Raw genomic sequence first — 14,557 nt, 5'->3', positions numbered from 1 at the left:
TTCGGGCGACGCCTTGAAGGATGCGGCAGCAGAAGGCATGCAAGCCGGCTCGCGAGCCGACCTGCAACCTGAGCTGCCTGCCTACATCGGCATCGACCCGGCCCATGTGCGGCTGGTGCGGTCCGACACCGACGCGCAGCTGGCGCTCGCGGCGCTGCTTGCGGCCGACGTCATCGGCTTCGACACCGAATCCAAGCCAACGTTCGCCAAGGGCGAAGTCTCGACCGGGCCGCACCTGGTGCAATTGGCCACCGACGAGTTTGCTTTTCTGTTCCAGACCGCCACGCCCGCTGGCAACGCCCTCGCCTTCACCGTGCTGGAGCCCGTGCTGGCCTCCGGCAGCATCCTCAAGGTGGGTTTTGGCCTGGGTGACGACGTCAAGCGGCTGAAGTCCAAGTTCAGCATCGAACTGCGCAACGTGCTCGATCTGTCGACGGCGCTGCGCCGGCGCGGTGAGAAGAATCCGCTGGGCGCCAGGAGCGCCGTGGAGCGATTCTTCGGTCAGCGCCTGCAAAAATCCAAGCGCATCACGACCACCAACTGGTCGCTGCCGCACCTGTCCGACAAGCAGCTGCAATACGCGGCCGACGATGCGCATGCGGCGCTGCGGATCTACCGGCGCTGGAAGACCGAAACCCCAGCAGCGTAAATCCCGCGCGGCGTTCAGGATTCGCGCTATCATCGTCAGCGTCCATGCTGCCGGTGAATCCATGCCATCTCGACGCTTCCGTTGGCCCGCTGCCGCGCTTTTCTGCACGCTGACATTCGTCGCCGACGCTGCGCCACAACCCGTCCCCGACACCCTCACCCAGCGCCTGCTCGCCTGCGCCACCTGCCACGCGCGCGTCGATGCGCGCGGCAATCCTGTCAACGACAGTTTCTATCCGCGCATCGGCGGCAAGCCAGCCGGCTACCTGTACCACCAGCTGCGCAATTTTCAGGATGGCCGGCGCCACTATCCCGTGATGACGTACCTCACCGAGCACCTGCCCGACGCCTACCTGCGCGAAATCGCCGCGCATTTTGCGGCGCAGGCACCGACCGTGCTGCCGCCCACGCCGATGAACCTGCCTCCCGCGCAGCGTGAACGGGGCTATCAGCTCGTACACGAGGGTGACCAGACCCGCGGCATCCCGGCCTGCATCGCCTGCCACGGCGCGCGCCTGACCGGCGTGCAGCCCGCGATCCCGGGCCTGCTTGGCCTGCCACGCGATTACATCAACGCGCAGTTCGGCGCCTGGCGCAACGGCGTGCGGCGCGCCCATGCGCCCGATTGCATGGGCCAGGTGGCGGCGCGCCTGTCGCCCGACGATGTCGCCGCCGTCTCGAGCTGGCTGGCGGCGCAGCCAATGCCACCCGACCCACGGCCGGCCGATGCCGTCGCCCGGCCGCTGCCGCTCCTCTGTGGCAGCGCGCCATGACGAAGACCGTCCGCATCGTCCTGCTGGCGGTGGTCGCCGCCGTCTGCATCGCGCTCGCACTGGCATGGCCACGCGCCGATCTCGTGCCGGCCAGCTCGCCCGCCGCCTGGGCATCCACGCCCGCCAACATCGCGCGCGGCGCGTATCTGGCGCGCGCCGGCGACTGCATCGCCTGCCACACGGCGCGTGGTGGCGTAGCGTATGCGGGCGGGCGCGCGCTCGATACGCCATTCGGGCGCTTTTATGGCCCGAACCTCACACCCGACCGCGACACCGGCATCGGCGCCTGGAGCGCCGACGACTTCTGGAACGCGCTGCACAATGGCATCGCACCAAGCGGCCGCCTGCTGTATCCGGCCTTCCCGTACACGAACTACACGAAGGTCACGCGCGCGGATGCGGATGCACTGTTTGCGTACTTTCGCAGCCTGCCGCCGCAGCGCCAGGCAAACCGGCCGCATGCCATCCGCTTCCCGTACGACCAGCAGGCGTTGCTGGCCGGCTGGCGCCTGCTGTACTTCCGGCCTGCCGAATATGCCGCGCAACCGGCGCGCAGCGCCAGCTGGAACCGGGGCGCGTACCTGGTCGAAGGCCTGGGCCATTGCAGCGCCTGCCACAGCACCCGCAACAGCCTGGGCGCGGCAGATGGCGGGCTGGCTGGCGGCATGATCCCGACCCTCGGCTGGTACGCGCCGTCGCTGACCGCCAACCACGAGGCGGGCCTGGGTGACTGGCTTGATGCGGATATCGTGGCGTTGCTGGGGACCGGCATCTCGCCGCGCGGCGCGGCGACCGGACCGATGGCCGAAGTGGTGGCGCGCAGCCTGCAGTACCTGACACCTGAAGATCTGGGCGCGATGGCGGGCTACCTGAAGTCGCTCGCCGCCACGCCCGTGCGTGCGCAGCCCACGCCGGCATTGCTGCCTGCGGCTGAACAGGTGCTGGCCGAAGGTGGCCGGATCTATGCGGCGCAGTGCGCGGCGTGTCATGGCGACGACGGCAAGGGACGCATGCCGGCCTACCCGCCACTGGCCGGCAACCGCGCCGTATTGATGACGCCGGCCGTGAACGCGATCCGGATGACGGTCAACGGCGGCTTCCCGCCCGGCACGCGCGGCAATCCACGGCCGTACGGGATGCCGCCGTTCGGGCATGAACTCGATGATGCGCAGGTGGCGGCGGTGCTGACCTGGATCCGGGTCAGCTGGGGCAATGCTGGCGCGCCGGTGACGGCGACCGAGGTCAATCGCTATCGGGCGGTGTCGCTCGACTGACCCGCCAGGGACTTACACCATGTCGGCAAACGCCACCCGATCGGTGGTGGCGTTGCGCGCATCTTCCAGACGCACCTTGTGCGACGCCAGCAAGCCTTCGAGCGACGCATTCATCGTGTGGCAACCGGCGTCGATGCCGCGATTCATGTGCGCGCGGATACTGCCCAGGTCCCCTGCTTCGAGCATGCGCACGACGGCCGGACTCGGGGTCAGGCATTCGGTGGCGAGGTGATAGCGGTTGCCCTCCACCGATGGCAGCAGCGCCTGGCACAGCACACCGCGCAGCGCGTGGGCCAGCGCTTGCGCCTGCGCGTCCGTGTTGCCCAGCAGGCGCAGCATCTTTTGCAGGCCCAGCTCGGTCGAGCGCGCATGCAGCGACGCCAGCACCAGCGGGCCGGATTCGGCCAGCGCCAGCGCTTCCTGCGCCGTCTGGGCGTCGCGGATCTCGCCGATGACGATCACGTCCGGCCGCTCGCGCAGCGCATCGAGGGCGCCCAGGTAGTAGCTGTCGACATCGCCGTCCTCGCCCACTTCGCGCTGCGTGATAATGCAGCGGCGTTGCGGGATCAGCGTTTCGACCGGGTCTTCGATGGTGATGATGTGGCCCGAGCGGTGGCGGTTGATCTCGTCGAGGATCGATGCGATCGTCGTCGACTTGCCCTGGCACGTATCGCCAATGATCAGGACCAGGCCGCTGGTCAGGCTTGCGAATTCGCGCTCGTCGTCCCACAGGCCCAGGTCGGCCAGCGGGATCGGCTCTTTCGGGAAGCGGCGGATCACGCAGCCGATCCGCTTGCCGCCCTGGAAGCGGAAGCAGTTGGCGCGGATGCGCGCCGTGTGCAGGTCAATGGAACGGTCGAACGCGCGCGAGGCGATGCGCTGCGGCCAGTTCGGCTCGATCACGTCGAAGAATTCTTCCAGCTCTTCCTTCGTGATCGGCGAATCGGTCACCGCCACCAGGCCCTTTGGCTGGCGCAGCATCAGCGGGCTGTTCTGGTGGATGATGATGTCGGAAAACACCAGCTTCGAGTTCAGCAGATGCAGGATCTGCTGGACCAGCGTTTCGAATACCGGATGGTCTTCGTTCTCGATATACGACAGGGTGGGAATCTGCGAGGACTGGTGATGTTCCATCTGGCCGATGCTGGTAAAAGATCAAGTGTCGACCATTATAGAACCTGAATATTGCAGAAAAGAAAAATCTTTAGCGTGACATACTAGCAACAACACGCTCGCCGAACACCGTGATTGTCACGCCGACCACCACCACCAGCGCACCAGCAATGCGCACGCCGGACACCTTGCGTGTCGCCATATTGATCAGACCGAAATGGTCGATCGCCATCGAGCTGAGCAGCTGACCGGCGATCACCAGCACGATCAGGCTGAGCAGCCCGATGCGCGGCGCCAGGAACACGGTCCCGAACACGAACGCCGCGCCGAGAAAGCCACCCAGAAACTTCCAGGCGGGCTGCGACGGCAAAGCCGCCAGCGTCGCACCCAGGCCGCCGACGCCGCTCTTGGCCAGTGCCACCGCCAGCAACACCGCCGTGCCGCAACTGAACGACACCAGCGCCGCCATCATCGAATTGGCCCCGATCGAATGGGCCAGCTGGCTGTTGATCGCTGCCTGCACCGACATGGCCATGCCCACACAGAAGGCCATCGCCAATAAAATCACGTTCATCGCACTACTCCGTAGCAAAAAGCGCACTATCTTAGTGCATCTTGCGTGGGCGTGTTGGATCGTCGGAGCGCGCGGCTTAATCCGCGCAGTTGCATTTCACACCACGCCGCGCGCAGTCTGTCGCAAACGGCTCGGCAGCTCGGGGCCGTCCTGCCAGGATGTACACCATTCCCACCGCCTTTCAAGGAGCCCCACCATGTCGCGTCACGCCTGTTCCATCCCTGCCCTGCGTACCCTGATGCTCGCCGCTGTCCTCGCCTGCAGCATGGCGCCCCCTGCGGCCATGGCCTGGCCATTCGGCAGCGAACAGGTCGAAGGCAATGGCAACGTCACGCGCCAGGCGCGCAAGGTCGAGTCGTTCAATGGCATCGCGCTGGGTCTGCCGGGCCGGCTGGAACTGCGTACTGGCAACGTCGACAGCGTCACGGTCGAGACCGATGACAATCTGCAGGCGCTGATCGAGACGCGCGTCGAAGACGGCATGCTGCGCATCCGTCCCGCCAAGCGCAACCTGAACCTGCGCACCCGCAACCTCAAGATCGTCGTGACGGCGCGCCAGATCGAGCGCCTGTCGCTGGGCGGCTCGGGTACCATCGATGCGGATGTCCTGCGCGGCAAGCGCCTGGACCTGGACGTCGGCGGCTCGGGCAAGATCCAGATCGCGCGTCTCGAGGCAGACACGGTCTCCGCCAGCGTGGCCGGCAGCGGCGACCTGCGCGCCGATGGCGGCGCGGTACGCGAACTGTCGGTATCGATCGGCGGTTCAGGCGATGTCGACCTGGGCAAGATCGCCGCCGATTCGGCGCGCGTGAGCATCGCCGGATCGGGCGACGCGACGGTGTGGGCAAAGAATGACCTGCGCGCGAGCATCGCCGGGTCGGGCGATGTCGGCTATTACGGCGATCCGAAGGTGAGCCGCAGCGTGGCGGGCTCGGGAGAAGTACGGCGCATCGGAAACGCGCCGCGCTGATGGGGCAAAAGCCGCTGCGCTCAGCGGCTCAGCGGCTCAGTGGCTCAGTGGCCGGCGTGGCCCGCGTGCGCGCCGTGCGCATCCTGCGCTGCCGGCTTGCCGCTGTGCGTCAGCGGCATGACCGGCAGCGACACTTTCACTTCCTGGCGCTTGGCGGCGGCGTCCTGCACCACCAGGGTCAGATCGACGTTCTCGCCCTCTTTCAGCTGGCGCTTCAGGTCCAGCAGCATCACGTGGTAGCCGCCCGAGGCCAGCACGACCGGCTTGCCGGCCGGCAGATCGATGCCCTTCACCTGACGCATGCGCATCACCTGGCCTTCCATCGCCATCTCGTGGATCTCGGCGCGGCCGGCCACCGGCGTGCGCACTTCGAGCAGGCGCGCAGGCGTGGCCGATTGCAGCTGCATGAAGGCGCCCGTGCTTTTCTGGGCCGGCACGGTGGCGCGTACCCAGGGTTCGGTCACGGTGACCTGGGCCAGCGCGGAGACGGAAAACAGGCCCGCGGCAAGCGCGGCGATCAGATGACGGGTCATGGCAATCCTTGGCTAGTTGAAGTCAGTGAAAAATACAATCTTACACTGTGCCGCGCAAGGCTTCACGCTCGACCAGCACGGTGTCGGTGCCGTCGGTCAGCCACACCTGGCCATCCTGGATCGTGCACTGCAGCGCCATCGAGCGTGACGCCATTTTTTCGAGCTGGGCGCTGATCTCGGCCGGGATGTTGATCACGCTGACGTTTTTCGCGCGCTCGATCTTGTTGGCGATGCCCTTGAACCAGATGCTGCTGGTTGCGCTGTAGCTGTAGACGATCACTTTCTCGGCCCGGCCGGCCGCTTTCAGCAGGCGCTTTTCGTCGGGCTGGCCCACTTCGATCCACAGGTCGATGGCGCCGGTGAGGTCCTTGAGCCACAGGGCCGGCTCGTCGACGTCGAACAGGTCTTTCGTGAACGCCAGCGCCGGGTCGGCGTGCAGCGCGTAGGCCAGCACGCGGATCATCACGCGTTCATCGGTCTCGGACGGATGCCGGGCGATCGTCAGGCTGTGTTCCTGGTAATAGTTGCGGTCCATGTCGGCAATCGACAGGTCAGCCTTGTAGATGGTCGCTTTGATAGCCATTGGTGCGGTGCTTTGAACGGATTGATCGGTAGAGGAACCCGCTATTGTCGCATGCGCAGCGCGCGCCGGGCGACGGCGCGGTATAGACTTCCTGCCAGAGATCATCCAACCTAGCCAAGGAGACCCGCATGACCGACACCTTTCCACCCAATCAGCAATTCCTGCTCGCTGCCCGCCCGGTCGGGCTGCCGCAGGCCCACGACTGGCAACTGCACGAACAGGCGGTGCCGGCGCCCGCTGAGGGCGAGATCGTGGTCAAGGTGCTGTACCTGTCGCTCGACCCGGCCATGCGTGGCTGGATGAACGAAGGCAAATCGTATATCCGGCCGGTCGCCATTGGCGAAGTCATGCGCGCCGGCGGACTGGGCGTCGTGGTGGCGTCGCGCTCGCCCCGCTTTGCGGTGGGCGACCATGTTGCCGGCGGCACCGGCGTACAGCGCTACTGGTCCGGCCCCGCCGATGACAAGAACGCCGGATTCGTCAAAATCGATCCACGCATCGGCAACCTTACTGCGTGGCTCAACCTGCTGGGCATGCCGGGCATGACGGCGTACTTCGGCCTGCGCGACGTGGGCCAGGCCAAAGCGGGCGACACGGTAGTGGTCTCGGGCGCGGCCGGCGCCGTCGGCATGACCGTGGGCCAGGTCGCCAGGCGCATGGGCTGCCGCGTGGTCGGCATCGCGGGCGGCGCCGAGAAATGCCGCTTCGTCGTCGAGCAACTGGGCTTTGATGCCTGCATCGACTACAAGGCGGGCGGCCTGCACGCGGCGCTCAAGCAGCATTGCCCGCAGGGCGTGGACGTCTATTTCGACAATGTTGGCGGCGATATCCTCGACGCCGTCCTCACGCGCATCAACATGAAGGCGCGGATCGTGATCTGCGGGGCGATCTCGCAGTACAACGCCACGGCGCCCGTCAAGGGACCGGCGAACTACCTGGCGTTGCTGGTGAACCGCGCGCGGATGGAAGGCATGGTGGTGTTCGACTACGCCCCGCGCTACCACGAGGCGGTGGCCGAACTGGGCGCGTGGCTGGCGGCCGGCGAGATCACCAGTCACGAGCACGTGGTCGACGGCTTCGAGCAATTCCCGCAGGCGCTCCTGATGCTGTTTGAAGGGCGCAATCTGGGCAAGCTGGTATTGAAGGTGGCCGACGCCTAGTCGCACCATCCCTGTCTCTGCCTGTCCCTGGTGTGAAATCGGCGGAACTAACGCTCACCACGTTTCTCTAAACACGAGAGCGCATCCTGTGTGCGCTCGTGGCATCGGGCACGACCTCTTCCACTGACAGCCCCACGGGCACAAGGAGATCGACATGGCGACGAGCAAAGAGAACGGCAGCAAAGAGACGGCCACCGGCAGTGCCCAGAAAAACGGGCAACCGGCCAAGCGGGGTTTCGCGGCGATGGACCAGAACCAGCAGCGTGAAATCGCCAGCAAGGGCGGCCAGGCGGCGCATCAAAAAGGGACGGCGCACGAATTCGATTCCGAAGAAGCGCGCCGCGCCGGCCAGAAAGGCGGCGAGGCCGTCAGCCGCAACCGCGCGCACATGGCCGACATCGGCCGCAAGGGTGGCGAAAGCCGGCAATCGGCGCAGCGCGCGGCGGCAGCGGCCATGGCCGACAAAGGCAATCGCCAGAGCAGCAAGGACACCTAGCCCTGGCAGCGTCGTTCCCCGCCGGTGCGGGAACGACGCTTTTGTCTGGCGTCGCCCATATTCGCAACCTGGGCCACTTGTGCCAGCTCTGGTTACCCGCCAGGCACGGCGCCACCCCCTGTGGTACATTGCCCGGCTTATGCATACCCTGAAATACCTGACCGCCTATCCCGAGCAACTGCGCACGCAGGTCAGCGGCCTCATCGCGCAAGACCGTCTTGGCGACACGCTGCGCCAGCGCTATCCGGCACCGCACGGCATCCGCACCGACCGCGCCCTGTACGACTACGTCCAGGACCTGAAGGACGAGTACCTGCGCCAGGCCGCGCCGGTCTCGAAGGTCGCCTTCGACAGCAAGATCCAGGTGGTCCAGCATGCACTGGGCCTGCACACGGCCATCTCGCGCGTCCAGGGCGGGCGCCTCAAGGCCAAGCATGAGATTCGCATCGCCAGCCTGTTTCGCGATGCGCCGCTGCCATTTTTGCGCATGATCGCCGTGCACGAACTGGCGCACCTGAAAGAAAAAGAACACGACAAGGCGTTTTACAAGCTGTGCTGCTGGATGGAACCTGCCTATCACCAGCTGGAATTCGACGTCCGGTTGTACCTGACCTGGCTCGATCTGGCGGGCGCACGCTTGTGGAGTGCCGAACCAGCACCAGTTCCGCGTTGATGTTACCATTCGCAACTTTCGTTGCACATGCGCAACAAAAATCTTGCTATTCGTCTGTCCTGTTGAGCACCGCTCGACTTTGCGCGTACGCTTCGCTAGAGTCCTCGGATTCCAGTCCGGCGTTACCCGACACCGCACAGGCCCTTGGCGCCAACATCACATCACATGCTTTCGCACTATTTTCCCGGCACGCTATTGCCTGCCGCATTTGCCGCTTGTGTGCTCGCCTGTACGCCGCTCCAGGCACAGGCGCAGGCACAAGAAGACGCACAGGCCGCCGACCCGGCGCCTGACACGGCCGCAGTTCCCATGTGGAAGCTGTCCGGCTTCGGCACGCTCGGCGTCGTCCATTCGAACAGCCGCGAGGCCGATTTCAGCTCGTCCATCCTGCGCGCCAGCGGCGCCGGTGTGTCCGGTTCGTGGAGCCCGGATGTCGATAGCCGCCTCGGCGCCCAGCTCGACGTCAGCCAGGGCGCCTGGTCGGGCGTGCTGCAGGTAATCAGCGAGCAGCGCCTCGACCGCAGCTACCATCCGCGCATCGAATGGGCCAATATCAAGTACCAGATGACGCCCGACCTCGCCGTGCGCGTCGGCCGTATCGCACTGCCGGTCTTTCTCGGCGCTGAATCGCGCAAGGTTGGCTACACCATTCCGTGGGTGCGCACGCCAGTCGAAGTCTATGGCGCATTGCCGATTTCAAGCAGCGACGGGGTCGACGCGACCTGGCGCTGGAACGCAGGCGCCGTGCGTCACGCAACGCAGGTGTTTTCAGGCAGCACCGACCAGGACCTGGGCTTCGGTCTGCAGATCGACGCCGAAAACATCCTGGGCCTGTCGCACAGCATCGACTATGGCCCCCTGACCGTGCGCCTGTCGGCGGCGCGCGCCCGCCTGAACACCGACATCGCCGCCGACCTGTTCGCTGGCTTGCGCATGTTCGGCCCCCGCGGCCAGATGCTGGCCGAGCGCTACGCCATCGTCGACAAGCGCGTCTCGATGATCAGCGCCGGCGCGAGCTACGACCCTGGGGCCTGGTTCGTCACCGCCGAAACGGGACGCACCCGTACCGACTCGCTGCTCGGTGGCGGCACGTCAGTCTATGTCGGCGCCGGCTGGCGCCAGGGCGCATTCACGCCCTACGTCGGCTACGCGCAGATCCGCGCCGACGTGGCGACGTCCGACCCCGGCCTGTCACTGGAAGGCCTGCCCCCGCCGGTCGCCGCCGGCGCCGCACAGATCAACGGCGCGCTCAATACCCTGCTCGCGACGATTCCAATCCAGACCACCTGGAGCACCGGCGTGCGCTGGGACGTCGCCGCCGACATCGCCCTCAAGCTGCAGTTCGAGAGCGTGCGGCCGCGCGGCGGCTCGCGCGGCACCCTGATCAATTCCACGCCTGCGTTTCGCTCGGATCGCACGACTAACGTGACCAGCATTGCGCTGGACTTTGTCTTTTGACGCCGATGAAAACACGCCTCGGTACTTATTCCCGCCACATGCTGGCCCTGTGCACGCTGTGCTTCGTCGCCACGAGCGCGTCGGCCGAACTGGTCGTCATCGTCTCGAGCCGCAACCCGAACCCGGTGCTCAACGCCGAACAGGTCAGCGCCATCTTCCTCGGCCAGACGGGCCGCTTCCCGGATGGCGCAGCCGCCGTCGCCATCGACCAGGGGCTGGGCGCGGCGCAACGCGACCTGTTCTATCGCCAGCTCACCGGCAAGACCCCGGCGCTGCTCAAGGCCCACTGGTCCAAGATGGTGTTCACCGGCCGCGGCCAGCCGCCGCGCGAAGCCGCAAGCGACGCCGCCGTGCGCCGCATGGTGGCTGACAACCCGTCGATGATCGGCTATATCGAGCGCGCTGCGCTCGACCCGTCCGTACGCCCGGTGCTGGTGCTGCAGTGAGCACGCCATGAACATGGTCGCGCGTTCCAGCGGGCCGTCGCTCACCAGCGACGGCGAGCCGGCGGCAGGCGCTCGGCGCAAGCGCGGCCTGCTCGCACGCTGGCTTGGTCTGGCGCTCGAAACACACATCTCGCTGCCCCTGTTCGCGCTGGCGCTGCTGGGCGCAATGTGGTTCGGGACCCTGCACGTGATCGAATCGGAGCGCCGCGCCGCCGTCGTGGCCACGCGCGATGCAACCCAGGAACTGCTCGACACCTATGAAGCGCAACTGGCGCGCAGCCTGAGCGCGATCGACCAGACCCTGCGCGTGCTGAAGTACGCGGTCGAACAGAATGGCCCGACCGGCGCCCTGCCCGCGCTCGAAGCCAAGGGCCTGCTGCCGCCCGGCCTCGTGTTCCAGGTCGAGATCAGCGACGCCAGCGGACACATCGTCGCCAGCAATCCCGCGTCGAAGAAGCATGACCTGGCACGCACCGCGTGGTTCGAATTTCATCGCCAGACCCGCGACGACGTGCCGTTCGTCAGCCTGACCAGCCTGAGCGAAGCCTCAAGGGAACCGACCGTCCACTTTTCGCGCCGCATCAACGATGCGGCCGGGCGCTTCTCCGGCGTGGCCGTCGTCGCGCTCGACCCGGCCTATTTCACCAGCGGCTATGAGCGCTCGCGCCAGGGCGATCGTGGCCTGCTCGGCATGGCGGGCACCGACAGCGTGCTGCGCGCGTTGCGCGTGGGCGAAACGGTGTCGTGGGGCCAGCGCTTCGTGTCGGGCGCAAACGGCGGCGTGGCGGCCGGCACGAGCGCGCACGGCGCACCCGTGCTCGAGTCCGAGGCCCGCACCGTCGCCAGCCGTCCGATGAACAGCTTCCCGCTGGTCGCGGTGGCCGGCCTGTCCGAAGCCGAACAGATGGCCGATTTCTATCAGGGCCGGCGCGCCTGGCTGCTTGGCGCAGGCGCGGCCAGTGCGCTCTTGATTGCCGTCGTGATCCTGGTCAGCGCGTGGTCATGGCAGCTGGCCAAGGCGCGCCGGCGCGAACGGCTGGCGCAGGAAACCTACGCCGCCGCATCCGAAGCCAGTCCCGACGCCTTCTTCGTGCTGCGCACCGTATTCGGTCCGCGCGGCGACGTGCGTGATTTCGTGGTTGCCACCACCAACAGCCGCGCCGAGCGCTTCACCAGCCTGACCAAGCAGCAGATGGCAGCCAAGCCGATCTCGGGCCTGCTGCCACCGTCGATCAGTCAATCCGTCTTCGACGACCTGTCGGCGGTGGCGCGCGACGGCATTGCGCGCGAAACGGAGTGGCAGGCGCAGACCCTGCCCCAGCCTGGTGTCTGGCTGCACCGCCAGGCGGTGGCGGTCGAGGATGGCGTCGTCGTGATCGTGCGCGACATCACCGAGCGCAAGATGGGCGAGCAGCGCATCCGCCATCTGGCGCACCACGACGACCTGACCGGCCTGCCCAACCGCAGCCTGCTGCGCGAGCGCCTGGGCCAGGCGATCGTCACTGCCGCCGAAGCGGGCCGCGCGGTCGGCCTCGCGTTCATCGACCTCGATGGCTTCAAGCTGGTCAACGACACGCTGGGCCACAACGCCGGCGACGAACTGCTCAAGGTGGTCGGCGCGCGCATGCATCGCTGCCTGCGGAGCGACGATACGCTGGCGCGCTTTGGCGGCGACGAATTCGTGATCCTGCTGCCGGACCTCGCGGGCGACCCGATGGCGATCGCGCCGCTGCTCGAGCGGGTGCGTGAAGCCGTCACCGAGCCGGTGCTGGTCGAGGGCCAGGAAGTGCAGGTCAGCTGCAGCGTCGGCGTGACGTTCTACCCGCGCGACGGCGCCAGCGCCAACGCCCTCATGATGCACGCCGACGTGGCCATGTACCGCGCCAAGGAGCTGGGCAGCAACAACGTCCAGTACTACGTCAGCGAAATGAACGAGAGCGTCGACGAAAAGCTCGTGCTGCTCGAAGGCCTGCGCGCGGCGATCGACACCTGCGCCGAAGACTATCCGGGCCCGTGCCAGTTCCAGCTGTTGTACCAGCCCAAGGTCGACCTGCGCACGAATTGCCTGTTCGGCGTCGAGGCGCTGATCCGCTGGCACCACCCCGAGCAGGGCCTGGTCTCGCCGCTGCGTTTCATCGGCCTGGCCGAAGAGAGTGGCCTGATCGTGCAGATCGGCGACTGGGTGCTGCGTACCGCCTGCGCCCAGGCCCAGGCCTGGCGCACGGCTGGCCTGCCACCGGTCAGCGTGTCGGTGAATGTCTCGGCGCGCCAGTTCGAAGACAAGCGCCTCGTCGAACGCGTTGCCGAGGCGCTGCGCGCCAGCGGCCTGCCGGCCGACGGCCTCGAAGTCGAGGTCACCGAAAGCCTGATCATGCGCGACCTGGGCCGCTCGGTCGACAAGATGCGCGAGCTCGAAGCAATGGGCGTGGCACTGTCGATCGACGATTTCGGCACCGGCTACTCGAGCCTGTCGGCGCTCAAGTCGTTCCCGATCAGCCGCCTCAAGATCGACAAATCATTCGTCGCCGACCTGGCCGACTCGCCCGACGACCAGGCGATCGCAATGGCCGTGATCTCGCTGGGCCACAAGCTCGACCTGCGCGTGATTGCCGAAGGCGTCGAGACCGAGCAGCAGCGCGACTTCCTGCGCGCCAACGACTGCGACGAAATGCAGGGTTACCTGTTCAGCCGGCCGCTCCCGGCAAGCGACATCGCACGCCTGCTCGCAGGCAGCGCAGGAGACGCGCATGACCCCTGCGCCAAGTAGTACCGATAGCACCGCTGCGCCGGCTTATCCGGCGCTCATGCTGCGCCGCATGCGCAACTACTGGATCGCCACTGCCATGCTGTATGTGGCGACCATGGGCCTGCTGGCGGCGCAGGTCGGGGCCGGCTACACACCGCGCGGCCCCGCGCTGGTGCTGAGCATCATCGCCGCATGCGGCACGCTCGCGTTCTACGCCCTGATCCATTTCAGCACGCGACTGAAGATCGCGCCCGACATGCTGGCCGCGCTGCAATCGCTGTTCGCGATCGGCTGCGTCATTGCGGGCTATGCGATCGCTGGCCCGCTGCGCGCCTCACTCCTGAGCATGCTGGTGGTGGCCATCGCCTTCTGCACGTTCGCCATGCACCCGCGGCGCGCACTGCTGCTGGCCGGTGCCGCGCTGGCCGGCATGGCCGGCATCATGTGGTATTTACAGGCAATCGATCCCCTGGGCCACCCGCCCGCCGTCGAAGCGATGAGCTTCGGCTACCTGGCCGCGGCATTGCTGGCGACCACGCTGCTGGCCAGCGAAATGACCAAACTGCGCCGGCGCATGAAGGCCAGCAGGCAGGAGCTGCTGGCCGCCCTCGACACCATCCGTACGCTTGCCACCGTCGACGAATTGACGTCGCTGGCCAACCGCCGCCACATGAACGAGTTGCTGGGCGCCGAAGAACGCCGCTCGGCGTCCTCTGCCAGCTGCGTGGCGCTGCTCGACCTCGACCTGTTCAAGGAAGTAAACGACCAGTATGGGCACGCCGTGGGCGACGCCGTGCTGCGCGGCTTTGCCGGCGCAGCGCATGGCGCGCTGCGCGAGCGCGACACGCTGGCACGCTGGGGCGGCGAAGAATTTCTGCTGCTGCTGCCGGACGCCACGCCGCAGGCAGCGCGCCAGGTACTGGAACGCATCGTCACGCGCGTGCATGCGCTGCAAATCGACGGCGTGACGCCGGCGCGGCGGATCAGCTTTTCGGCCGGCCTGGCCGAACGGCGCGATGGCGAACCATTCATGGAAGCGATCAGCCGCGCCGACAAGGCGCTGTACCGGGCCAAGGCGGCGGGACGCGACCGGATCGAAGTCGCCTAGTT

At 66.9% G+C, this 14,557-nt stretch carries 15 protein-coding genes; 11 read left to right on the top strand and 4 right to left on the bottom strand.

All coding sequences use genetic code 11. The features are described 5' to 3' along the window. Positions 1–37: 37 nt before the first annotated feature. From AC56LW_RS14560 to AC56LW_RS14550, 3 genes are all read left to right on the top strand, one after another. The gene (locus tag AC56LW_RS14560) at positions 38–649 is read left to right on the top strand and encodes a 3'-5' exonuclease (protein ID WP_499635440.1); all 612 of its coding nucleotides are present in this window, start codon (positions 38–40) and stop codon (positions 647–649) included. 61 nt (positions 650–710) lie between these two features. Further along, positions 711–1,421 (top strand): c-type cytochrome, encoded by a 711-nt coding sequence (locus tag AC56LW_RS14555; protein WP_499635437.1) that lies wholly within the window; start codon positions 711–713, stop codon positions 1,419–1,421. Beyond that, complete coding sequence (locus tag AC56LW_RS14550) at positions 1,418–2,695, top strand: cytochrome c (RefSeq protein WP_499635434.1); 1,278 nt, start codon at positions 1,418–1,420, stop codon at positions 2,693–2,695. The genes AC56LW_RS14555 and AC56LW_RS14550 overlap by 4 nt, the downstream gene beginning before the upstream one ends. 12 nt (positions 2,696–2,707) lie before the next feature. On the opposite strand, the gene AC56LW_RS14545 is transcribed toward AC56LW_RS14550, so the two are convergent. Both AC56LW_RS14545 and AC56LW_RS14540 read right to left on the bottom strand, forming a co-directional pair. After that, entirely contained in the window at positions 2,708–3,829 is a 1,122-nt protein-coding gene (locus AC56LW_RS14545; RefSeq protein ID WP_332529922.1) for a type IV pilus twitching motility protein PilT, read from the bottom strand. 70 nt (positions 3,830–3,899) lie between these two features. Continuing rightward, on the bottom strand, positions 3,900–4,382 hold the full coding sequence (locus AC56LW_RS14540) for a DMT family transporter (RefSeq protein WP_499635432.1): 483 nt from the start codon (positions 4,380–4,382) through the stop codon (positions 3,900–3,902). Positions 4,383–4,578: 196 nt separating this feature from the next. Between AC56LW_RS14540 and AC56LW_RS14535 the strand changes: the two genes are divergently transcribed. Next, the gene (locus AC56LW_RS14535; protein ID WP_499635429.1) at positions 4,579–5,352 is read left to right on the top strand and encodes a head GIN domain-containing protein; all 774 of its coding nucleotides are present in this window, start codon (positions 4,579–4,581) and stop codon (positions 5,350–5,352) included. 44 nt (positions 5,353–5,396) lie between these two features. On the opposite strand, the gene AC56LW_RS14530 is transcribed toward AC56LW_RS14535, so the two are convergent. Continuing rightward, positions 5,397–5,885, bottom strand: a complete 489-nt coding sequence (locus AC56LW_RS14530) for a copper chaperone PCu(A)C (RefSeq protein WP_499635426.1) — start codon at positions 5,883–5,885, stop codon at positions 5,397–5,399. 40 nt (positions 5,886–5,925) lie between these two features. Continuing rightward, a complete protein-coding gene (locus AC56LW_RS14525) occupies positions 5,926–6,468 on the bottom strand; it encodes a YaeQ family protein (RefSeq protein WP_332529918.1) in 543 nt (180 codons plus the stop codon). 128 nt (positions 6,469–6,596) lie between these two features. Between AC56LW_RS14525 and AC56LW_RS14520 the strand changes: the two genes are divergently transcribed. From AC56LW_RS14520 to AC56LW_RS14490, 7 genes are all read left to right on the top strand, one after another. Beyond that, a complete protein-coding gene (locus AC56LW_RS14520; protein WP_499635423.1) occupies positions 6,597–7,628 on the top strand; it encodes an NADP-dependent oxidoreductase in 1,032 nt (343 codons plus the stop codon). 154 nt (positions 7,629–7,782) lie between these two features. After that, a complete protein-coding gene (locus tag AC56LW_RS14515; RefSeq protein ID WP_499501678.1) occupies positions 7,783–8,124 on the top strand; it encodes a KGG domain-containing protein in 342 nt (113 codons plus the stop codon). A 139-nt stretch (positions 8,125–8,263) separates the two neighbouring features. Beyond that, a complete protein-coding gene (locus tag AC56LW_RS14510; RefSeq protein WP_499635420.1) occupies positions 8,264–8,797 on the top strand; it encodes a YgjP-like metallopeptidase domain-containing protein in 534 nt (177 codons plus the stop codon). A 165-nt stretch (positions 8,798–8,962) separates the two neighbouring features. Continuing rightward, the gene (locus AC56LW_RS14505; RefSeq protein ID WP_499635418.1) at positions 8,963–10,255 is read left to right on the top strand and encodes a hypothetical protein; all 1,293 of its coding nucleotides are present in this window, start codon (positions 8,963–8,965) and stop codon (positions 10,253–10,255) included. A gap of 5 nt (positions 10,256–10,260) precedes the next feature. After that, positions 10,261–10,701 carry a phosphate ABC transporter substrate-binding protein gene (locus AC56LW_RS14500; RefSeq protein ID WP_332529913.1) on the top strand — a complete coding sequence of 147 codons (441 nt, stop codon included), beginning with the start codon at positions 10,261–10,263 and terminating at the stop codon, positions 10,699–10,701. Positions 10,702–10,708: 7 nt separating this feature from the next. Next, positions 10,709–13,468: a bifunctional diguanylate cyclase/phosphodiesterase gene (locus AC56LW_RS14495; protein WP_499635415.1), complete on the top strand. Its 2,760-nt coding sequence runs from the start codon at positions 10,709–10,711 to the stop codon at positions 13,466–13,468. Then, positions 13,449–14,555, top strand: coding sequence for a diguanylate cyclase domain-containing protein (locus tag AC56LW_RS14490; RefSeq protein WP_499635412.1), 1,107 nt, complete (start codon positions 13,449–13,451; stop codon positions 14,553–14,555). Before AC56LW_RS14495 ends, AC56LW_RS14490 begins: the two co-directional genes overlap by 20 nt. The last annotated feature ends 2 nt before the right edge of the window (positions 14,556–14,557 follow it).

The sequence above is a fragment of the Telluria sp. LT2P80 genome (genome assembly GCF_059685955.1).
The sequence above is the reverse complement of the archived record's forward strand: the minus strand, read 5'-3'. Positions and strand labels throughout refer to the sequence as shown.

Coding starts and splice junctions, on each gene's coding strand:
- AC56LW_RS14560 (WP_499635440.1), top strand. CDS start 38: ATGCAAGCCGGCTCGCGAGCCGACCTGCAACCTGAGCTGCCTGCCTAC.
- AC56LW_RS14555 (WP_499635437.1), top strand. CDS start 711: ATGCCATCTCGACGCTTCCGTTGGCCCGCTGCCGCGCTTTTCTGCACG.
- AC56LW_RS14550 (WP_499635434.1), top strand. CDS start 1,418: ATGACGAAGACCGTCCGCATCGTCCTGCTGGCGGTGGTCGCCGCCGTC.
- AC56LW_RS14545 (WP_332529922.1), bottom strand. CDS start 3,829: ATGGAACATCACCAGTCCTCGCAGATTCCCACCCTGTCGTATATCGAG.
- AC56LW_RS14540 (WP_499635432.1), bottom strand. CDS start 4,382: ATGAACGTGATTTTATTGGCGATGGCCTTCTGTGTGGGCATGGCCATG.
- AC56LW_RS14535 (WP_499635429.1), top strand. CDS start 4,579: ATGTCGCGTCACGCCTGTTCCATCCCTGCCCTGCGTACCCTGATGCTC.
- AC56LW_RS14530 (WP_499635426.1), bottom strand. CDS start 5,885: ATGACCCGTCATCTGATCGCCGCGCTTGCCGCGGGCCTGTTTTCCGTC.
- AC56LW_RS14525 (WP_332529918.1), bottom strand. CDS start 6,468: ATGGCTATCAAAGCGACCATCTACAAGGCTGACCTGTCGATTGCCGAC.
- AC56LW_RS14520 (WP_499635423.1), top strand. CDS start 6,597: ATGACCGACACCTTTCCACCCAATCAGCAATTCCTGCTCGCTGCCCGC.
- AC56LW_RS14515 (WP_499501678.1), top strand. CDS start 7,783: ATGGCGACGAGCAAAGAGAACGGCAGCAAAGAGACGGCCACCGGCAGT.
- AC56LW_RS14510 (WP_499635420.1), top strand. CDS start 8,264: ATGCATACCCTGAAATACCTGACCGCCTATCCCGAGCAACTGCGCACG.
- AC56LW_RS14505 (WP_499635418.1), top strand. CDS start 8,963: ATGCTTTCGCACTATTTTCCCGGCACGCTATTGCCTGCCGCATTTGCC.
- AC56LW_RS14500 (WP_332529913.1), top strand. CDS start 10,261: ATGAAAACACGCCTCGGTACTTATTCCCGCCACATGCTGGCCCTGTGC.
- AC56LW_RS14495 (WP_499635415.1), top strand. CDS start 10,709: ATGAACATGGTCGCGCGTTCCAGCGGGCCGTCGCTCACCAGCGACGGC.
- AC56LW_RS14490 (WP_499635412.1), top strand. CDS start 13,449: ATGACCCCTGCGCCAAGTAGTACCGATAGCACCGCTGCGCCGGCTTAT.